The organism is Amycolatopsis sp. NPDC057786, from assembly GCF_042797905.1.
GTDB lineage: Bacteria > Actinomycetota > Actinomycetes > Mycobacteriales > Pseudonocardiaceae > Amycolatopsis.
Map to the genome: position 1 here is coordinate 52,068 of NZ_JBHVKW010000029.1, position 20,802 is coordinate 72,869.

Genomic DNA, 20,802 nt, shown 5'->3' on the forward strand with positions numbered 1-20,802 from the left:
GTCCCGTCACGTCCTCGGTCTCAGGAGCAGCATGACCACGCATTCCACATCCGCACCGATCACCGTCGCCCACGGAGACGGAATCGGTCCGGAAATCATGGAAGCCACCCTTTCGGTGCTCAACGCCGCAGGCGCGGCCCTTGACATCGACACGATCACCATCGGAGAGTCGGTCTATCAGGCTGGCAACCCCGCCGGCGTCACTCCCGAGGCGCTCGAGTCGATCCGCCGCACGGGTGTGTTCCTCAAGGCGCCCATCACCACCCCGCAAGGCGGAGGGTTCAAGAGCCTCAACGTCACCGTGCGCAAGACGTTCGGTCTCTATGCCAACGTCCGGCCATGCGTCGCCTACGCACCGTTCGTCGCCACCAAGCACCCTGGCATGGACGTCGTCATCGTTCGGGAGAACGAAGAGGACCTCTACGCCGGCATCGAGCACCGCCAGACCGACGAGGTCGTGCAGTGCCTCAAGCTCATCTCCCGGCAGGGATGCGAGCGGGTAATTCGCTACGCCTTCGAGTACGCCACAGCCTATCGGCGAACCAAGGTGACAGCGTTCACCAAGGACAACATCATGAAGATGACCGACGGCCTGTTCCACCGGGTGTTCGACGAGGTCGCCGCCGACTACCCCGATATCCAGGCAGAGCATTGGATCGTCGACATCGGTGCGGCCAAGCTCGCCGACACCCCCGAGGCGTTCGACGTCGTCGTCCTGCCGAACCTCTACGGCGACATCCTCTCCGACGTCGCCGCCCAGATCGCCGGATCTGTCGGCCTCGCCGGAAGCGCGAACATCGGCGAGCGAGTCGCCATGTTCGAAGCCATCCACGGATCCGCCCCCCGGCGAGCCGGCCAAGACGTTGCGAATCCTTCAGGGCTGCTGCTGGCCGCGGTACAGATGCTGGTCCACATCGGACAAGCCGACGTCGCGAGCCGAGTCCACAACGCCTGGCTGCGGACCATCGAAGACGGCATCCACACCTACGACATCTACGAGCCCGATACCAGCACCTCCAAGGTCGGCACCACGGCGTTCGCGGCATCGGTCATCGACCGTCTCGGCCAAGAACCCACCCGGCTGCCGGCAACGCACTACGCCCAGCACAGGCCGATCACCGTCAAGCTCGCGGGCCGATCCGCTGCCGCCAAGACCCAGCTCGGCGTCGACGTGTTCGTCCACAGCCCAGACACCACCCCAGACGAACTCGCCGCCAAGCTTCGTCCGTTCGCCGCACCCCTGCACCTTGACATGATCTCCAACCGGGGACAGAAGGTCTGGCCAGGCGGCGCGCCCGAGACCCTGCTCACCGACCACTGGCGATGCCGCTTCCTCGACCCGCGCGGGACCACCACCGCCGCCGAGGTCGTCGCCCTCCAGGCCCGCATGGTCGAGCACGGCATCGAACCGATCAAGACCGAAGGACTCTACGCCTTCGACGGCGAACCCGCATTCACCCGAGGCCAGGGCCAATGAAGGGCCGAGCTGACCAAGCGAAGCCGGGAGAAGACATGGACCCGCGTCACCGTAGCCGAATCGTCACCGACGGCGTCACCCGAGCACCGGCCCGGGCGATGCTGCGGGCAGTCGGGTTCGCCGACGAGGACTTCACCCGGCCGCAGATCGGTGTGGCCGCGGCCGCCAACGACCTCACACCCTGCAACATCGCCCTGGACCGCCTGGCAGGCGCGACGGCCGACGGGGTCAGGAAGGCGGGCGGGGTGGCGATGCGGTTCTCGACCATCGCCATGTCCGATGGGATCGCCATGGGGCACCGCGGCATGCGCGCGTCCCTTCCCAGCCGGGACCTCATCGCAGACTCGGTCGAGTGTGTCATGGAGGCCGAACAACTCGACGCGATGGTCACCATCGCCGGCTGCGACAAGAGCCTTCCCGGGATGCTCATGGCCGCCGCACGCCTCAACGTACCCACGGCGTTCTTGTACGGCGGCTCCTCCCTCCCCGGGAGCTGGCAGGGTCGGCCGGTGACGATCCAGGACGTGTTCGAGGCCGTCGGCGCGCAGGCAAGCGGCCTGCTCAGCACCGACGACCTCGACGAGCTGGAGCGCGCCGCGTGCCCAGGAGCCGGATCGTGCGCCGGCATGTACACCGCCAACACGATCGCCGCCGAAGCCGAAGCCCTCGGTATCGCACTGCCCGGCTCGGCATCCGCCCCCGCCATCGACCCCACACGCCCCGGCATCGCCCACGACACCGGAGCGGCCGCCGTCGCCGCCCTGCGCGCCGGGATCCGCCCACGCGACATCCTCACCCGCGAAGCCTTCGAGAACGCCATCACCGTGGTCATGGCCCTGGGCGGGTCGACCAACGCCGCGCTGCACCTACCCGCCATCGCCCACGAAGCCGGCGTCCGCCTGACCCTCGACGACTTCGACCGGATCAGCCGACACACCCCCCACATCGCCGATCTCCGTCCCGGTGGGCGCCACGTCATGGCCGACCTGCACCAGGTCGGTGGCGTGCCCGCAGTGCTCGCCGCGCTGCTGGACGCCGGACTGCTCCACGGCGACTGCCTGACCGTGACCGGAGCCACCCTGGCCGAGAACCTCGCCGAACTCGCAGCCCCGAAACCCGACGGTACGGTCCTCCGAACGCCAGATGACCCGCTCCGCCCCGACGGCGGCCTGGCCATCCTCCGCGGGGCACTCGCCCCCAGCGGCGCGGTGGTCAAGATGGCCGGCCTGACCGTCGACCGCTTCCACGGCACAGCCCGGGTCTTCGACAACGAAGACGCCGCCATGGGCTACGTCTCAGGCGGTCGCCTCACCGCAGGCGAGGTGATCGTGATCCGGTACGAAGGCCCACGCGGCGGACCGGGAATGCCGGAGATGCTCGCCGTCACCGCCGCTGTCCGCGGCACCGGCCTGGGTGACCAGGTGGCGCTGGTCACTGACGGCCGCTTCTCCGGCGCCACCACCGGCCTCTGCGTCGGCCACGTCGCCCCCGAGGCCGCTGCCGGCGGGCCGCTGGCGCTGGTCGCCGACGGCGACCCGATCATGATCGACATCCCGGCACGCACCATCGATCTCGACGTCAACCCTGCCGAACTCGAACGACGCCGTCACCGCTGGCACCCACCCCCTGCCCCGACCGGCAACGGCTTCCTAGCCAAGTACAGCCGCCTCGTCGGCTGCGCCTCGCAGGGGGCGCTCGTCGGCGCCACCCCACGATGAGCAGCCCCACCCGACGCAAACACCATCATGTCACGCGAGCGATCCGGCTTTTCTCCCATCGCCGTGCCGGCGGCACGGCCTGCGGGGCGCATCGGCGGTGCCGCCAGCGCCGACCGCCCTGTCGAAGGAATCACCGCCACGACCGGACCCTGCATCCGCCGGGCCATCGACGTCCACCAAGCGGTCACGACCCACGCCTGCCGGGCCGCACACACCAACCCCCGCGAAGGAGCCGCACTGTGTTGGACGGCAAGCACATCCTGGTGACCGGGGTCGTCACCACCGACAGCATCGCCTTCGCCGTCGCCCGCCGCGCCCAACAACTCGGCGCCGAGGTGCTGCTCACCGGGCTCCCCCGCGATCTCGATCGGGCCCGTGCGGCGGCAGCGCAGCTCACCGGCGACATCGACGTCATCCCCTTCGACGCCACTGCCTCCCACGACACCGCCCGGCTCACCGCAACGATCGCTGAGCGGTGGGAGAGACTCGACGGCGCCCTGCACGCCATCGCCTTCGCACCCGCCGACGCCCTGGAAGGCCCCCTACTCAACGCCCGCCCCGAAGGGATCGGACTGGCGTTCCAGACCAGCACCGTATCCCTCGCCGCGCTCGCCGCGGCGGTGAACCGGCTCGCCCCACCCTCCGGCGCCAGCCTGGTCGGGCTCGACTTCGACGCCAGCGCCGCGTGGCCGGTCTACAACTGGATGGGCGTCTGCAAAGCCGGACTGGAGTCGCTCAACCGGTACCTCGCACGCGACCTCGGGCCTGCCGGAATCCGGGTCAACCTCGTCGCGGCCGGGCCGATCCATACCCGGGCGGCCACCGGCATCCCCGGCTTCGAAGCCCTGCTCGACGCCTGGGCAACCCGTTCGCCCTTGCGGTGGGACCCAGCCGACTCGACCCCGGTGGCCGACGCCGTCTGCTTCCTGTTCTCCGACCTCGCCCGCGCTATCACCGGCGAGATCCTCCACGTCGACGGCGGCTACCACGCCATGGCCGCGCCCCTGCGCCAACAGGGATCATGATGGGCCACGAGGACATCCAACACCTCCACACTGATCAGGGCAGGTGCCCTGGCGCAGACTGGGCAAGATCTCGGCTGGTTGACCCGGTGGGCGCTCCATGACCCGACCTAGCCGACTCATCCTGGTCACCGGCACCGGCACCGAGGTCGGCAAGACCTGGGTGACCGCCGCCTTGTCGCGACGATTGCGAGCATTTGGCATCGAGGTCGCGGCCCGCAAACCGGCGCAGTCGTTCACACCCGGTGATACCGCGACCGACGCCGCCGTGCTCGGCGAGGCAACTGACACGCCCGCCGACACGGTGTGCCCGCCACACCGGTGGTACCCGGTACCCCTCGCGCCACCGATGGCCGCCGACACCCTACAACTGGCTCCGATCCTGCTCGACGACCTCGTCGCCGAACTCGACTGGCCCTCAGACGTCGCCATCGGCTTCGTCGAGGGCGCAGGCGGGCTGTGCTCACCAATCGCCCATGACGGCGACACCCTCTCACTGGCGCAGCGGGTGAGACCGGACCTCGTGCTACTGGTCACCGAGCCTGTCCTAGGAGTTGTGTCCCAGGTGCGCCTCGCCGCGCGAGCCCTCACCGGACACGAGGTGCTAGTCGTCCTGAACCGATACGACCCCAGCGACGAGGTGCACCGGCGTAGCCGCGACTGGCTGACAGCCATCGACGCGCTCGCCGTACTCACCAACCACGACCTCGCCGACACCGTTGATTCCGACGCGGCCTGGCGCGCCATCAGCGGCGAGCCCCCCTCGGCACGCAATCCCTGACCACGCCCCTCGGTCACTGACCCGCTTACCCACGTCCTGGACCCGAGCGGTTGGTCAGACCGGGTCAGTTTCACCCGGCAGCGACAGTCACCATGAGTGATCGCGAGAGGTGAGAACTCGACGCGGAACGGTATTGCTCTGCGCCAGCAGGCTCGCCTGAGTCGTGGCGAGGCTGCCAGCAGCGGCCGGCGCACTGTCGACACCTGGCTTCCGATCCACGACTGGACCGAAACCCAGGTATGGCAACGCATCCATGCGTCAGGTGTGCCGTACCACCCGGCCTACGACCAGGGCATGACCCGCCTGTCGTGCTCCCTCTGTGTGCTCGCCAGCCGCGCGGATCTGGTTCGCGCCGCACAACTACGCCCGGAACTGGCCGCCGAGTACGCGGAGCTGGAAGCCGAGATCGGGCACCGGTTCCGCAACGACCTGTCCATGGCCGAGATCATCACCGCCGCCGAGCAAGCCGCAACCGCGGGACACACCGAGGAGACAGCCACGATCGAGCTCGGCCAGGGCCAACTGTGGTGGCCGAGGTTCGAACGCCAGTCCGACCGCTACGGCACCGTGTTCCTGCTCACCGGTCCGGATGCCGAGGACTACGTCTCGTTCGAGAACGCACCCGTCGGCCAACCGGGACGACTCGTCGCCATCGTGGTCGAGACACGTCGCTCCGAGCACTGTGGCGACATAGCGCGGTCCCTGGCACCCGTCACGCCGACGGTCGGCGAGGAGATCACGCTCGGCGCCGGCACGTTGTTCACCGACACCGATGCCGATCTCGGCATACCCACCGCCGTCGGCCTCGCGCCGGACGACAACCGGGACGCCGACTGGCTCGACCCACGCGCCTTGTACCGCTGCCACAACCAAACCGTGCGGCTCGAACTCCGCATCAGCAGCCACACCAACAAGCGCGCACACGACACCAGGCCACGCGCAGCCTGAGAGCCGTCGCTGGCGCGGCGAACAAAGTCACAAAGGCCGTCCCTGCTCAATCGCCACACGAACCCCACCGCACACGCCGAGTGCGGGAAGAAGGAGAACGTACGTGACCAGGCTGATCGAGTCCGGCTATGACGGGCAGTTCGTCACTGACCAGGTCGGTCATTCCCACGCGGCGACCACGGCGATCTACACGGCGGTCAGCAGCGACTTCAAGAACCTAAAGGTCCGCGAGCACCTGGACGCGGTGCCGAGGAAGCCGTGCTGCAACGCGCCTTCGCGATGGCCGAGACGGAGGCGGAGATGGACGACGACTTCAGCGATCACACGTCAGGTGAGCCTGCTGGCCGCCGGAGGAGGGTGCGATGAACGCGGTGTCCCGGCAAGGACCGGACGAGCAGAACGACGACGTGCAGGTCCGGCAGCCGCGCTACGAGTGGCGGCTGCGTGAGCTGATGGCGGTCCGCAAGAACTGGTACACCACCACGAAGCTGATCCCGGAGTTGCGCAAGTACGGCTTCGAGTTCGACCGCAGCTCGATCTACCGGCTCGTCAGCACCGAACGTCCGCCGAAGATGCCGATCGAGTTGATCCTGGCCTTGTGCAAGATCCTCGACTGCCGCTTCGAGGACCTGGCGGTGGAGGTCGAGCCGCAATCAGCCACCGAGGAGCCGGCTCGCCGGGGTCCGCGGCCGGCCGTGCCGGACATGCCGTTGTTGTCCGCGGACTTCTTCGACGCCGAGAGCTGACCGGACACCGGGTCACGCACGTGGGGAAAGGGCGAGGTGTCTGCGCCAGCTGTGGATGCGACCGATCTCTGGTCGCTAGCGGGCTGTGCCATACCTGCTACCACGCCCGCCGGGACAAGGAGAGCTGTGTCGGGTGTGGCCGTCTGACCGTTCCGATTGGACGTACGGCGGAGGGGGCGTGGTGCCAGAACTGCAACGGAAAGCGCCGGGCCGAACCGTGCTCGCTGTGCGGTCGGTCGGGGCGGGTGGCCGCGCGGCGCTACGGGCAGCCGGTGTGTTCGCGGTGTTGGCAGCGCGAGCGGCGCGTCCCGCTGCCCTGCTCGGTATGCGGGCGGACGATGAAGGCCACGAAGAACAGCCCGCAGGGCCGGGTCTGCTACACCTGCCACCGCAAGACCGTTCCCCGCGAGCCCTGCTGGATGTGCGGCAAGGTCGTGCTGGCCGCCGCCCACACCGAGGAAGGAGCGTGGTGCGAACGATGCCGCCGGACGCATCTGGCCGAGCCCTGCTCACGATGCGGCCAGACGGCGCCGGTCACCGTCCGCGACGACGAGAAACGGCCGGTGTGCCGGCGGTGTTGGCAGCGCGGGCATCAACGGCCGCTGCGCCGGTGCATCGACTGCGGCGAGGACAAGCCTGCGGCTCGGCTCATCGAGGACGGGCCACTGTGCGAGAAGTGCGACAACCGGCGTGCGCCGGAGGTGCTGTGCCCGCGCTGCGGGAAGACCCGCAAGGTCGGGATTCTGAGCACGGGGGTTTGCCGGGCCTGCGCCCAGCAAGCTGGGCCACGCCAGCCGTGCCACAACTGCGGCCGGACCAGGTTGGTGGCCTACCGCGACGCCGACGGCGAACCGTGGTGCGACGGCTGCCGCCGCCAGACGCTGGCCGAACCGTGCTCGGGCTGCGGCGTCCACAAGGTGGTGTGCGCGCGTGACCATAATGGACCGTGGTGCAAAGCGTGCTGGGAAGTGGTGCGGCCCGGTCCGCCGTGTACCGACTGCGGGCAACGACCGTCGATGTCCGTGCCAGCTACGGACGGTGTGGCCAGGTGCGTGCCGTGCTACCTGGCCGCCCAGGTCCCCTGCACCCGATGCGGAACCACCGCCCGCGCCGAACGACATTGGCCGGAGGGCCCGGTCTGCCTGTCCTGTGTGGACGCGGTACGGCTCACACACGAGCACTGCCACTGCTGCGGCCAACTAGCCGCGGTGTTCCGCCGCGAGCCCGCCGGGCCGTTGTGCCCGGACTGCGCGGGCGTCACCTTCTCCTAGGGGGACCGCCGGGATACGGGAGAAACCTGCCAAGTGGTCGGGTAGTGCCTGGTAGAGGGCGCTAGAGATCGTTAGAGAGCCCGTGTGACGTGGGTGCGGCGGGTGTTGGTTAGGGTGCGCTGGGTTACGTCCGCTGGCTGGGCCTGGGGTGCTGGGTGGCTTCGATCGATCGGACCGCCTATCCTCGGTTCAAGCGGGTGGTGTCGGTCCGTGAGCTGGCGGAGGCGTTCACGCCGGTCGCCGGCGAGATTGAGTGGGCTCGGGGGCGGAGTCAGGGCGAGCCGAACTTCCTGGCGTTGGTGGTGCTGCTGAAGTGCTACCAGCGGCTGGGGCATTTCCCGAAGCTGGCTGACGTGCCGGTGGTGGTGATCAACCATGTCCGGGCCGCGCTGGGCCTGGCCGAGGACGTCCTGGCGGTGCACGAGTCGGATCGGACGTTGTGTCGCCACCGTGACTACGTCCGTGACCGACTGAATGTGGTCTACAAGCCCGCCGAGGCACGCGCGATCGCCGAGAAAGCGATCCGCAAGGCGGTCACCACGAAGGACAACCCGGCCGACCTGATCAACGTCGCGCTGGAGGAGCTGGTCCGGGCACGGCGCGAGCTGCCGGGGTTCACCACGCTGGACAAGATGGTCTCCGCGAGCCGCACCGAGACGAACACCGCGTTGTTCGGGCTGGTCGCGACCCGGCTGGACGCGGCGGACCGGCGGCGGCTCGCGCGGCTGCTGTGGCTGGACCCGACATCGCGGCGCAGCGAGTTTGACCGGCTGAAGACGCCGGCGAAGGCGGCGTCGGTGGGAAAGTTCAAGCTTCGCCTGGCCCACCTGCAAGCGCTGGACGAGCTCGGCGCGACCGAGCAGTGGCTCGACGGCATCCCGGCGACGAAGATCGCGCATTTCGCCGGGGAGGCGCGGGTGACCGACGTCGGCGACATGCGGGATATCGGCGAGGCGAAGCGGTGGACGTTGCTGGCGAGCCTGATCCACGAGTGCCGGACCACGGCCCGGGACGAGGTCGCGACGATGTTCTGCAAGCGGATGGCGGTGATCCACAAGAAGGGCAAGGAGCGGCTGGTCGAGCTGCATGAGCAGCACCGCGCCGAGTCCGAGCGGCTGCTGGACGTGTTCGGTGATGTCCTGGCCGGCGCCCGGGAGGCCACCGCACCAGACAACGACGGCGCGACCGCGCCGGAACCCGCGGCCGCGGTGGCCGAGCGGGCCGGGCGGCTGCTGCTCAAGACGCTGGCCGACGCGGGCGGGGTGGAGCAGCTCTCGGCAGCGCATGAGGTGGTGTCGGCGCACCACGGCAACAACTACCTGCCGTTGCTGGAGAAGTTCTACAAGAGCCACCGCTCGGCGCTGTTCACCCTGCTCGACACCCTCGACCTGGAGCCGACCAGCGCGGATCACAGCGTGGCCGACGCGGTGGAGTTCCTGCGCGCGATCCGGGGCCGCACCGGCGAGTACGTCCCGGAGAAGGTGACCGTCGGGCGTGGGGCGGACGCGGTGACGGTGGCGATCGACATCGACTTCGTCACTGAGGCGTGGCGCAAGATCCTGGTGGTGAAGGACCGGCCGGGCAAGCTGGTGCGCCGTCACCTGGAGGTGTGCGTGTTCTCCTACCTCGCCTCCGAGCTGCGCTCCGGGGACATCGCGGTGGTCGGCGCCGACTCCTACGCCAACCTGCACGCGCAGCTGATGTCCTGGGATGAGTGCGTCCCGCTGGCCGAGCAGTTCTGCGGCCAGGCCGGGATTCCCTCGGACCCGAAGGAGCTCACGGCGCACTACCGGGCGGCGCTGACCGATATCGCCGCGGTGGTGGACGCCGGGTTCCCGCACAACACCGACCTGTCCTTCGAGGACGGCCGCCCGGTCCTGCGGCGCCGCAAGGGTGCCGACCGGCGCCCGTCCGCGCTGGCGCTGGAGGAGTCGATTCACCAGCGGCTGCCCGAACGCGGGCTGCTGGACATCCTGGCCCGCACCGCGCACCTGGTCGGCTGGCCGCGGCACTTCGGGCCGGCGTCGGGATCGGACCCGAAGATCCGCGACGCGATGGCCCGCTACGTCCTGACCGTGTTCGCCAACGGCACGCTTCTCGGCCCCGCGCAGGTCGCGCGGCACATGCGTGACCAGGTCAGCGCGCACGAGCTGTCGATCGCGGCGAACAAGCACACCACTTGCGCCAAGATCGACGCCGCGTCCACCGACGTGATCAACGAGTTCGCGAAGCTCGACGTCGCCGGGATGTGGGGCGACGGCCGGGTGGTCGCGGTGGACGGCACGCAGGTGGACACGTGGGAGAACAACATCCTCGCCGAGTCCCACATCCGCTACGGCGGCTACGGCGGGATCGCCTACCGGCACATCTCCGACACCTACATCGCCCTGTTCTCCCACTTCATCCCGTGCGGGGTGTGGGCGGCCGTCTATATCATCGAAGGGTTGCTGCGCAACGACTCGGAGATCCAGCCCGACACGATCCACGCCGACACCCAAGGCCAGTCCCTGCCTGTTTTCGGGCTCGCCGCGCTGCTCGGCTTCGACCTGCTCCCGCGCATCCGCAACTGGGCGGATCTGAACTTCTACCGGCCCAGCGCGGACACCGGGTTCGCGCACATCGACTCGCTGTTCGGCGACAACGTGATCGACTGGGGCCTGATCGAGACGCATTGGACGGACCTGCTGCGCACCGCGATCTCGATCAGCGAGGGCCGGTTGTCGTCGATGACGCTGCTGCGCCGGCTGGGCAACAACTCGCGGAAGAACCGCCTGTACCGGGCGTTCCGGGAGCTGGGCCGGGTCATCCGCACGATCACGCTGCTGCGGTTCCTCGCGGACGCGCAGTTGCGGGAGCAGATCACCGCGATCACCAACAAGGCCGAGGCGTTCCACGGGTTCTCCGCGTGGCTGCGTTTCGGCGGGGAGGCGGTCGGGCGTAACGACCCGGACTACCAGGAAAAGATCATCAAGTTCAACGAGCTGCTCGCGAACTGCGTGATCTACTCCAACGCCTGCGACATCACCGCCGCGGCGAACGCGCTGGCCTCCGACGGGCACCCGATCGACACCGACGATCTGGCCACGATCTCCCCGTACATCACCCACACCATCCGCCGCTTCGGGGACTGGGTGCTCGATCTGTCGCCGCCTGACGCGGTGCCGGTCACTACGCTGGACCTGGTGCCGGGGGCGCTGTTCCCCGGCGACGCCACCGCGCCGCGCCGGACAAGGGCGCGCGTCACCGCGAAGTAAGGGATCCTGATGACCACCCGTTGGGTCCGCTACGTCGTTCCGGTCATGGTCGAGATCGACTGCGACAACGACTCCATCGCGGGCTGCGCGCAACCCCAATCGCCGGGAAGCGCCCCCTGGGGGAAACTGCCTCGCGCGCGACGCGCATGCGTCTCGCCACTTAGGGCGCGATCCGACGCCCCAACCCCGCACGACGAGGTTTCACGTTTCATCGCTGCTCGGGGAGCGGCGTGCCCGGATGTTCGGAGTCGCCGGACTGGCGATCCCGGTGGGGGGCCGCACTGGAGACCGTTGCACTGGAGACAGTGGCTGTGGCCTGGCCGCATATGGCGGGCGTGGTGGCGTGGTCGAGTCCTCCGGGACGCTTATCGGACCGTTGCCTGAGGGTGGCTCGTCATTCTCGCTATCGCCATCCCCGGTCAGGATGCAAAAGTCGGTGAGGAAGCAAGCGACCTCGCCGTCGGCGGTGCGCCCAACCCAGGTTGGATAGTGCCCGTCTCCGCTACCAGAGGGAAACGCCACCGCAAGGGGCCGGTCCCCGTCGTCGGCCAGTGTGGCGGGCGCGGTGCGGTCGGTCTCGCCGAGGATGTGGATGTCCAGGTTAGATAGCAGCTGGTTGCTGTAGTCGTCGTTCTCGCGCAGCGCCGCGATGTTCGCCGCGTCCACGAAGCCGCCGGCGCCGCCGACGACCGGATAGCCGAAGTACTCGTCGTCGCCCAGTTCGGCGGCATCCTGGCCCGCGCACGTCGCCATCTCCCAGGAGGCGGCTGGCTCGTCCCGGATCATCAGCCGGGCCGCCGCGACCCACTCCTGCGCATCCTGCTCGTCCGGTTCGCCGAACACGGCGAGCACCAGCACCACCGGATACCGGCCCGGTGGCACCTGTTGGACAAACCTGTCCTCGGAGCCGGACATCGACAAGAACATGGCCGGCTCGCCGGCGACGACCCGCCCGGACGGCAGCCACAGCGAGGCGTCCTGCCGCAGCCGGACGGTGGCGACATCGCCGCGGGACAGTGTGTGATGCGTTCCTGGGGCGAACAGCCATTCGAAATCGGGTGCGGACACCGGCATAACTGCTCCTTCGACGAGTTTCTTCACTGTCCACCGGCGCCGAAGACGGATGACACCTTGGCGACACCTGATGAAGCGATCGTAGCCACCTCTTCTCCCCGGCCTAGCCATGTCCACCGGCAAATGTCCTAACGGATCCGATCGGATACCTGGAAGGGCACCGGTGTCAGGCTTCGCGCGGCAAGGGACCTGTAGTTTCTCTCATAAATGAACAGTTGTGACAGTTCTGCGAACAGCCCGATCCGCCCCGAAGATCCGCAGGTCGCGATTCGCACAAAACCTCTCAGAACCCCCCCCCGTTACCTTTTTCGTAGCTCCTGATCAAGGAGTCGTGGTCGCCAGGTCCGGCATGACTGACGCCCCCAGTCGAGCGCATGATCCGGGGGGTGGTGTCACCGGACCTGGTGGCATCGAGGGACCGCTGATAGGGACACGGCCGCCCGCCGGGCAGGTCTCGTCGTAACGTGGGTGCCGGCCGTCGATGCCCGACCGGCGACCACCCGCGACGAACGAACGGCAGGACGGATGACCAGCGGTTACCAGGTGTTCCTCGGCCTGGACGTCGGCAAGGGCGAACACCACGCCGTCGGCCTGGACCCGGCGGGCAAGCGGCTTCACGACGCGCCGCTGCCCAACAGCGAACCGAAGCTGCGGGCGCTGTTCGACAAGCTCGCCGCGCACGGGCCGTTGCTGGTGGTGGTCGATCAACCGGCGACGATCGGCGCGCTGCCGGTCGCGGTGGCCCGCGCGGCCGGCCACCGGGTGGCCTACCTGCCCGGCCTGGCCATGCGACGCATCGCCGACCTCTACCCCGGCCGCGCGAAAACCGACGCCCGGGACGCGTTCGTCATCGCCGACGCCGCCCGCTCGCTGCCGCACACGCTGCGCCCGGTCGACGTCGGCGACGACGCCCTGGCCGAGCTGGACGTGCTGGTCGGGTTCGACGACGACCTGGCCGGTGAGGCCACCCGGATCGGCAACCGCATCCGCGGCCTGCTCACCGGCGTCCACCCCGCCCTGGAACGCGCGATCGGCCCGAGGATCAGTCACCCGGCGGTGCTGGAGATCCTGTCCCGCTGCGGCGGCCCGACCGGCATCCGCGCCGCCGGCCGCCGCAAGCTCACCGCGATCGCCACCGCGCACGCGCCCCGCATGGGCGACAAACTCGTCACCGCGATCCTGGCCGCGCTGGACGAGCAGACCGTCGTCGTCCCGGGCACAACGGCGGCCGACACCGTCCTGCCCCGTCTGGCCGACAGCCTGAAAACCGTTCTCCAGCAACGCAAACAGGTCGCCACCGAGGTCGAAGGGATACTCGATGCGCACCCTCTTGCCGGGGTCCTGACCTCCATGCCCGGCGTCGGGGTCAGGACCGCAGCCCGCATCCTGCTGGAGATCGGCGACGCCACGGCGTTCAAGTCCTCCGGCCACCTGGCCGCCTACGCCGGCATCGCCCCGGTCACCCGCAGCTCGGGCTCCTCCATCAAGGGCGAGCACCCGGCCCGCACCGGCAACCGCAAACTCAAGCGGGCGTTCTTCCTCGCCGCGTTCGCAGCCTTGTCCGACCCCACCAGCAGGGCCTATTACCAGCGAAAACGCGATGAAGGGAAGAAGCACAACGCCGCGCTGATCTGCCTGGCGCGGCGCCGCTGCGACGTCCTGTTCGCCATGCTCCGCAACAAGACCTACTACCGGCACCCCGAGACCACTCCTGCCCCGGCTGCGGCTTGACAACCACATAGGGACACCCCCCCGGTTTTGACAGAGTTCTGAGAGACTGGAGGTATGCAACTCGGACCCGACGACGCAGCGGCCGCGGTCGAACGCCACCCCTGCCCGCAATGCGACGTCCCCGCCGGCAGCGCCTGCCGCACCCGCGCCGGGAAGACCGCCGCGAAGTACCACACCGCGCGCTTCATCCTCGTGCCCGCGCTACGCGACGAACTCACCGTACCCGTCCCGGCCGATCGCGGGCCCGGCAAGAAGTGGACGCAGTGCCCCGAGGTCGCCGCGCCGGCGCCTGAGACGAACGGGGCGCCGATCCGGATCGGCTACGCTCGCTGCTCGACGGCCACCCAGGAGTTGCAAAGCCAGCTCGACGCGCTCGCGGCCGCGCACTGCACGCGGGTGTTCTCCGAGAAGATCAGCACCCGCATCAAGATCCGCCCCGAGCTGGAGAAGGCACTCACCCTCGCCCACGAGATCAAGATCGCGGCACCGGACCAGCCGGTGATCCTGACCGTGCACGAGATGAAACGCCTTGCCCGCAACGCCGCCGAGCTGATGACGCTGTCCGCCCAGCTGCAAGGTGGCGGGGTGCAGCTGGAGCTGCTGAGTGGGCCGCTGACCGGCATCTACGACCCACACGGTATGGGATCGATGCTCTTCGCCGTGCTCGCCGTCGCCGCCCAGCTCGACCGCGACTACATCCGCGAAAAGACCCTCGAAGGCCAGCAGGCCGCCGCCGCACGCGGCAACCACGGCGGCCGACCCAAGGTGATCGACGAAGACGACGTGCTCTTCGCCCGCGCCCTGCGCGACAAGGGCACCCCGATGCCCGACATCGTCAAGAAGCTGACCATCAAGACCGGCAAGAACGCCGGCCGGCACCCCTCAGTTGCCTCGCTCTACCGCGCCCTCGCCGACAACGACGCCTGACCAGGCACTACCCGACTACTTGGCAGGTTTCTCCCGTATCCCGGCGGTCCCCCTCCTACCGCTGCCCGACCTGTGGGGCCATGGGCCGTCTGCTGCGCGGGCACTGCGTATCCTGCATCGCGCGTCGGGACTTGGTCGAGCTGTTCACCCAGCCCGACGGGCAACCGGCCGCCTGGTTGGCGCCGCTGGCCGAGCTGCTGGAGAGCTACGACAACCCGTACTCGCTGTGCCTGTATCTGCGCCGGCCCGGCGGACAACTCATCCGCCGCATGGTCACCGGCGAACTGGCTTGCTCGCACGAGGCACTCGACGAGCTCCGGCAGACCACCGCGGTCCAGCACCTGCGCGGTACTCGCCGAGATCCTCGAACCCCGCGAGGAAGAACTCGCCCAGCTCACCCGCGACGTCCAGACCCTGCTGGCCCGAGTAACCGTCCAGCAGGACAAGACCATCCTGGCTCGCTACGTCCGGTGGCACCTGATGCCCCTGGCCCACCAGCGCGCCGAGCGGGATTCCGGCTTCACGCGCTACCAGCGCGAACACCTCCGGCGGAAGCTCGACGCCGCCCGCCTGTTGCTGAGCTACCTCCGCGCCCGCGGCATCAGCCTGGCCGCCCTCACCCAACCCGTGATGGACCGCTGGCTGATCCGCAACCGGCCCCGCCAGCGTTACGCGCGCCCGTTCCTGCTGTGGGCCGCAACCAACGGCCTCGCCCCCGCCCACGTCGCGATCGGCACCTCGGCCCACACCGGCAACCGGGAGATCATGAGCGACACCGACCGAGTCCTGCTCGCCGTCAAGCTGGAGACCGACGACACCCAGGCGCTGACCGATCGTGCCGCCGGCTGCCTGGTCCTGCAATACGGGCAAAGCTGCTGGCGACTGGTCAACCTCACCACCGACGACGTCCTCGCCCACCCGGACGAGCCCGGCGTCCTCGGCCTGCAACTCGGCCGCGACCCCTTGTGGCTACGCCCCCGGCTGTCCGTACTCCTGCAGCAGCTCGTCAACAACCGCCGCCCGCTCGCGGGCGCGCTGCGGCACCGCCCGACTCCCTACCTGTTCCCAGGGCTGCGCCCCGACCGGCCGATGACGTCGGCCACCCTCCAGGCCCGGCTGCGCAAGCTGGGCGTCCCCAGCGCCCGCACCGCCCGCAACGGCGCCTGGATGTCACTGGTTGGTTCCGTCCACTGGAAGATGCTCGCCGACCTGCTCGGTGTGGCCGACACCACCGCCAGCGCCTGGCACCGGGAGAACGGCGGCGACCGCGCCAGCTACGTCGCCAGCCGCCTTCGCCAGGGACAACGAAGCGTCGCACCCGAGTAACCGTGGCGCCATGTGTGTCCACTATGTGTCCACGTCGCGTCACCGGGTGAAGTCGCTGAGCTTCGTGTCCTTGCTCATGAGGAGATCGATGGGTGGAGGCCAGCGGCGGGATCGGCGGTGATCTGGTCGGTGTCGGTGTCGTAGTCGAACAGTTCGGCGTAGCGGCCCCAGGCGATGGCGGGGTGTCGAGTTGCTGCTGGGCGTTTTCAGCGGAGAAGGGGCGGCGGGATACCGCCGGTGAATAGCCGGGGAAGATTCCCCGCAGGATGAGTTTCCGCCACCACAGCGGCGGCTTCGCGTAGGTCGCTGGGGATCGCGCTGGCCTCGGCGATGACGTTGAACAGGATGTACCACTGGGCGCCCAGCGACATGAGCAGGATGCCGCCCCAGTTCAGCGCCCCCGCCGAGGCTGAGCACCACAGCGTGGCGGCGGTGTCCAAGCCCACGCACGCTCAGCCCGTCCCGCAGGATCACCCCAGCACCCAGGAACCCCCGATGCCGGAGACGATCTGGGCGGCACCCCGCGTGGGATCGGCAGAGCTGGCGCCGCTGACATCCCCGAAGCCGTAGGCGGACAGCAGCACGAACAGCGTGGCACCCCACAGCAACCAGGGCATTGGTCCGCAGCCCCACCATCCGGGCCCGATACTGCCGCTCGAAACCGATCAGCGCGCCCAACCCGACGCCAGCGCCGACACGCAGCGCCATCTCGACGGTGCCCGAGTCATCTTCCGCTCGCGTCGTCATGATCAGCCCCTGGCCGCCCCGCCCGAACGCCGCCACCGCAGCCGATGCGGCTCACAACCACGCTCGCCCGCCACGCAGGTACCTCGCCTTGACGACCTGGGCCGCCACGACATAGCTGAACAAGATCGCCAGCAGCCAGGGGAAGTAGCCCAGCGGCAGCGCCGCCATCCGCAGCGCGCCCGCAAGCTGCGACCACGGCAGCAGCAGGCCAACGAGTACCACCGCTACTGCGGCGGCCAGCACCGGCCGAGACGGTGCGCCGCACGGCGTCCAGACCTGCATCCCGGTCTGGCGGGTGCGCAGCACGAGCACGATCAGGACCTGCGAGAGCAGTCCCTCGATGAACCAACCTGCCTGGAACATCGCCTGCTCGGCGGGGCTGTCGATGTCCAGCAGCCACCACAGCACGGCGAACGTGGCCAGGTCGAACAGCGAACTCAGCGGGCCGAAGGTGAGCATGAATCGGGTCAGGCCGCCGGTGTCCCACCGCCGTGGCCGGCGCAGATAGTCCTGGTCGACGCGGTCCCAGGGCAGCGCCAGTTGCGCCGCGTCGTAGAGCAGGTTCTGCACCATGAGCTGGATGGGCAGCATCGGCAGGAACGGTAGCGTCGCGCTGGCCACCAGGACACTGAGCACGTTGCCCAGGTTCGAACTCGCGGTGATCTTGACGTACTTCATGGTGTTGCCCAGCGTGCGGCGACCCTCCACCATCGCGCGGGCCAGCACCGTGAGGTCCTTGTCCAGCAGGATCAGATCGGCGGCGTCCTTGGCGACATCGGTGGCGGTGTCCGCAGCGATCCCCACATCCGCCGTCCGCAACGCCACTGTGTCGTTGACCCCGTCCCCGACGAACCCAACCGCGTGCCCGGCGTCCCGCAGCGCGGTCACGATCCGCGCCTTGTGTACCGGATTGACCTGGGCGAAGACCGTCGTGCGCGCCACGAGCCGACGCAGCTGCGCGTCGTCGGCATCCTCAACCTGCGTCCCCAGCACGATCTCGCCCACGGGGATGCCGACCTGGGCTGCCACCTGCGCTGCGACGTGCCGGTTGTCACCGGTGAGGATCTTGACCGTGACTCCGTGGTCGGCCAGGGTCCGCGCCGCGTCGGCCGCGCTGTCGCGCACCGGGTCGACGAACCCGACAAACCCGACAAGGACAAGGTCGTGCTCGTCACCCTCGTCGTAGCCGCTCAGCCGGGCGGGATACTCGCAGGCGGCGACGGCCAAGATCCGCATGCCGTGATCAGCGTAAGCGCGCACGACCTCGCCAGCCTCGCGGCGATCTGCTTCGCTGAGCTCGACTACCTCGCCGGCCCGCCGTGCGTGGGTGCAGCGGGGCAGGATCTGGTCGGGGTCGCCCTTGGTGATCAGGATGTGCTCGCCGGGCTGCTGTCGCACCACCACCGTGGCGCGCCGCCGGGTGTGGTCGAAGGGGATCTCGTCGATCTTGGTGAACGCCGCGTCGGTGACCAGCGGCGCGTCGTCGGTGGCGAGCTGGTCGATGATGGCTTCGTCGAGCCGGTTGTGCGGGCAGGTCTGGAAATGCACGGCCAGGTAGGCGTACTCGGCGGCCTCGCCGTCCGGCCGTCCGGCCGGGTCGATACTGTGCGCGTAGGCCACCCGGTCCTGGGTGAGTGTGCCGGTCTTGTCCACGCACAGCACGTCCATGCCCGCCAGGTCTTGGATGGCGTTGAGCCGGGTGATGACCACCTGCTGGCGGGAAAGGTGCACCGCGCCGCGGGCCAGGTTGGCGGCGACGATCACGGGCAGCATTTCCGGGGTCAAGCCGACCGCGACCGCGACCGCGAACAGCGCGGCCTGCGCCCAGTCGCCGGTGACGGTGCCGTTGACCGCCAGCACGATCGGCGCCATCACCAGCATGAACCGCACCAGCGTCCAGCCCACGGCGCGCACGCCGCGGTCGAAGCTGCTCTCAGGGCGGGCGTGCCGGGCCTGCTCGGCCATCGTCCCCAAGTAGGTGCGCGGCCCCGTGGTGATCACCACCGCGGTCGCGGTGCCGCTCAGGATCGACGTGCCGGCGAAGCACACCGACGACAGGTCCGCGATCTCGCCACCGGTCCGGCCGCGGGGTTGCCGATCGGGCACAGGCGATGGTGGCCCCTTGCGCACCGGCAGGGTCTCCCCGGACAGCGCGGACTGGTCGACCAGCAGCGCGTTGGCCGCCACCACCCGCGCATCGGCCGGCACCAGATCCCCCGTCGCCAACACGATCACGTCACCCGGTACCAGGTCCTCTGGCGGCACCTCCCGCTCGGTCGGGGCGAGCCCGTCACCGGGCCGCCTGCGCACCGTAGTCGTCGTGGTCACCAGCGCCCGCAGGCCGCGTAACGCCTGATCGGACCGAACCTGCTGCCACCACCGCAGCACCACACTGAGCAGCACCATCACGCTCACGGTGACCGCACCACGCAGATCCCCGAGAACGGTGAACACCACGCCCAGCCCGGTCAGCAAGGCCACGAACGGGCTAGCCACCGCGGACCGCGCCCGCCCCACCCACACCGACCCTTCGTGCCGCTGCAGCCGATTGTCGGCGCACACGGCCGACCGGTGGGTTGCCTCCTGCTCGGTCAGCCCTTTCGGGGAGCTGGACAACCGCTGAAACAGCGTGATCGGGGCCGCTGTCGCCAGCTCCCGCAGCTCCGGGTCAACCCAGGACACCACGCCGTTCGCCACCCGGTTCACAACCCATCTCCAGGCGACTGAGGCGTCGTGATCACCGGAGCCAGCCCTTCCGCTTGATGTAGGCCAGCGGAATCAACGCCGCCACGAGGGTTAACAGCGTGGTCACCAGGAAGCCGTGCTCCCATTCCAGTTCCGGCATCCAGGTGAAGTTCATGCCGTAGAACGTCGCGATCAGCGTCGGAGGCAGGAACACCGCGGTGATGATGGTGAACACCTTGACGATCTGGTTCTGCTTCACATCCAGCGACGTCATAATGGACTGCTGCAGATAACGCACCTTGTCGTGCTCGAAACTCGCGTGTTCCTTCACCCCGTCGATGTCGGCGATCAGGATGTCGATCAGCTTGCCCAGCTCCACCTCGCTCGCCGCGGTCTCGGCACGCAGGTACCGGGCGGCACGGGCCAGCAGCAATTGCGACTCCTGGGAGCGGGACACGATCTCCTCGGCCTCGTTCATTCGAGCGATGGTGTCCTGCATGTCCATCACCCCGATGTCCCGCCCGTTCTCGTCCACCCCCTTCGTGGCCATGTCGATCTCGTCGGTCATCGCCTCCAGGGCGTCGCTGGCGTAGTCGATCACCCGCTCGGCGGCCTCGTTCAGCGCGTACAGCAGCGCATACATCACCCCGTGCGGCGACCCGGCCAGGTGCGGCGTGCGCCGCATCCGCGCAACGGCCTTGTCGAACGGCGCGAACCTGACTTCTGGTTGCAAGGTGACGAGCACGTCGTGGCCGAGCGCGAACACGACCGCCTCGCGGCTGATCGTGTCCCCGGTGCGCAGGTTGACGACCACGGGCAGATAAACGAAGTCGTCGGTCTCCCACACCCGACCGTTGGCCGCCGCGAAATCCACCCCCAGTCCCTCGATCCGCTCGGCAGCCACCTGCGGATCACCGGCCGGAACCTGGACCCAACGACGACGCAGATCGACCGGGTCGAACCGAGTCCGTTCAGTCCGAGTTTCCATGACGTCTCCTAATACTGCAACGGCAGTTGGTCGTCGTGTGGTAGATCATCGTTGTGGTGGTCGATGTGGTGATGGGGCAGCTGGATCGGGTTCATGATCGGATCGCG

At 69.0% G+C, this 20,802-nt stretch carries 15 protein-coding genes and 1 pseudogene; 11 read left to right on the forward strand and 5 right to left on the reverse strand.

Going from position 1 to position 20,802, the window contains the following annotated elements; all coding sequences use genetic code 11:
• Nucleotides 1-31 precede the first annotated feature (31 nt).
• The 8 genes from ACFVM3_RS17760 to ACFVM3_RS17795 all read left to right on the forward strand — a co-directional run bounded on the left by ACFVM3_RS17760 (nucleotide 32) and on the right by ACFVM3_RS17795 (nucleotide 11,217).
• On the forward strand, nucleotides 32-1,477 hold the full coding sequence (locus ACFVM3_RS17760; RefSeq protein ID WP_005456797.1) for an NADP-dependent isocitrate dehydrogenase: 1,446 nt from the start codon (nucleotides 32-34) through the stop codon (nucleotides 1,475-1,477).
• 35 nt (nucleotides 1,478-1,512) lie between these two features.
• Nucleotides 1,513-3,195 (forward strand): dihydroxy-acid dehydratase, encoded by a 1,683-nt coding sequence (ilvD, locus tag ACFVM3_RS17765; protein ID WP_005456798.1) that lies wholly within the window; start codon nucleotides 1,513-1,515, stop codon nucleotides 3,193-3,195.
• Nucleotides 3,196-3,434: 239 nt separating this feature from the next.
• Nucleotides 3,435-4,220: an enoyl-ACP reductase FabI gene (gene fabI, locus ACFVM3_RS17770; RefSeq protein WP_005456799.1), complete on the forward strand. Its 786-nt coding sequence runs from the start codon at nucleotides 3,435-3,437 to the stop codon at nucleotides 4,218-4,220.
• A 97-nt stretch (nucleotides 4,221-4,317) separates the two neighbouring features.
• On the forward strand, nucleotides 4,318-4,998 hold the full coding sequence (bioD, locus tag ACFVM3_RS17775; RefSeq protein WP_005456800.1) for an ATP-dependent dethiobiotin synthetase BioD: 681 nt from the start codon (nucleotides 4,318-4,320) through the stop codon (nucleotides 4,996-4,998).
• Between the two features lie 96 nt (nucleotides 4,999-5,094).
• Complete coding sequence (locus ACFVM3_RS17780; RefSeq protein WP_083844754.1) at nucleotides 5,095-5,946, forward strand: phosphoadenosine phosphosulfate reductase family protein; 852 nt, start codon at nucleotides 5,095-5,097, stop codon at nucleotides 5,944-5,946.
• A gap of 362 nt (nucleotides 5,947-6,308) precedes the next feature.
• A complete protein-coding gene (locus tag ACFVM3_RS17785) occupies nucleotides 6,309-6,692 on the forward strand; it encodes a helix-turn-helix transcriptional regulator (protein ID WP_005456801.1) in 384 nt (127 codons plus the stop codon).
• Nucleotides 6,693-7,030: 338 nt separating this feature from the next.
• Nucleotides 7,031-7,963, forward strand: coding sequence for a hypothetical protein (locus ACFVM3_RS17790; protein WP_143101978.1), 933 nt, complete (start codon nucleotides 7,031-7,033; stop codon nucleotides 7,961-7,963).
• 155 nt (nucleotides 7,964-8,118) lie between these two features.
• Nucleotides 8,119-11,217, forward strand: coding sequence for a Tn3 family transposase (locus ACFVM3_RS17795; protein ID WP_091679433.1), 3,099 nt, complete (start codon nucleotides 8,119-8,121; stop codon nucleotides 11,215-11,217).
• Nucleotides 11,218-11,418: 201 nt separating this feature from the next.
• Here ACFVM3_RS17795 and ACFVM3_RS17800 read toward each other — a convergent pair whose 3' ends face one another.
• Complete coding sequence (locus ACFVM3_RS17800; RefSeq protein WP_091679431.1) at nucleotides 11,419-12,291, reverse strand: DUF4241 domain-containing protein; 873 nt, start codon at nucleotides 12,289-12,291, stop codon at nucleotides 11,419-11,421.
• A 525-nt stretch (nucleotides 12,292-12,816) separates the two neighbouring features.
• On the opposite strand from ACFVM3_RS17800, the gene ACFVM3_RS17805 reads away from it, so the two are divergent.
• From ACFVM3_RS17805 to ACFVM3_RS17815, 3 genes are all read left to right on the forward strand, one after another.
• Complete coding sequence (locus tag ACFVM3_RS17805) at nucleotides 12,817-14,022, forward strand: IS110 family transposase (RefSeq protein WP_091679428.1); 1,206 nt, start codon at nucleotides 12,817-12,819, stop codon at nucleotides 14,020-14,022.
• A 54-nt stretch (nucleotides 14,023-14,076) separates the two neighbouring features.
• Complete coding sequence (locus ACFVM3_RS17810) at nucleotides 14,077-14,949, forward strand: recombinase family protein (protein ID WP_091679426.1); 873 nt, start codon at nucleotides 14,077-14,079, stop codon at nucleotides 14,947-14,949.
• 480 nt (nucleotides 14,950-15,429) lie between these two features.
• Nucleotides 15,430-16,275 carry a hypothetical protein gene (locus ACFVM3_RS17815; RefSeq protein WP_091679423.1) on the forward strand — a complete coding sequence of 282 codons (846 nt, stop codon included), beginning with the start codon at nucleotides 15,430-15,432 and terminating at the stop codon, nucleotides 16,273-16,275.
• Between the two features lie 206 nt (nucleotides 16,276-16,481).
• On the opposite strand, the gene ACFVM3_RS17820 is transcribed toward ACFVM3_RS17815, so the two are convergent.
• The 4 genes and pseudogenes from ACFVM3_RS17820 to ACFVM3_RS17835 all read right to left on the reverse strand — a co-directional run bounded on the left by ACFVM3_RS17820 (nucleotide 16,482) and on the right by ACFVM3_RS17835 (nucleotide 20,611).
• Entirely contained in the window at nucleotides 16,482-16,721 is a 240-nt protein-coding gene (locus tag ACFVM3_RS17820) for a hypothetical protein (protein WP_091679421.1), read from the reverse strand.
• A gap of 49 nt (nucleotides 16,722-16,770) precedes the next feature.
• Nucleotides 16,771-17,022, reverse strand: a pseudogene (locus tag ACFVM3_RS17825) (MgtC/SapB family protein); the annotation flags it as partial.
• Nucleotides 17,023-17,073: 51 nt separating this feature from the next.
• Complete coding sequence (mgtA, locus tag ACFVM3_RS17830) at nucleotides 17,074-19,728, reverse strand: magnesium-translocating P-type ATPase (RefSeq protein WP_245788968.1); 2,655 nt, start codon at nucleotides 19,726-19,728, stop codon at nucleotides 17,074-17,076.
• Nucleotides 19,729-19,759: 31 nt separating this feature from the next.
• Nucleotides 19,760-20,611: a CorA family divalent cation transporter gene (locus ACFVM3_RS17835; RefSeq protein ID WP_158303258.1), complete on the reverse strand. Its 852-nt coding sequence runs from the start codon at nucleotides 20,609-20,611 to the stop codon at nucleotides 19,760-19,762.
• Nucleotides 20,612-20,802 lie beyond the last annotated feature (191 nt).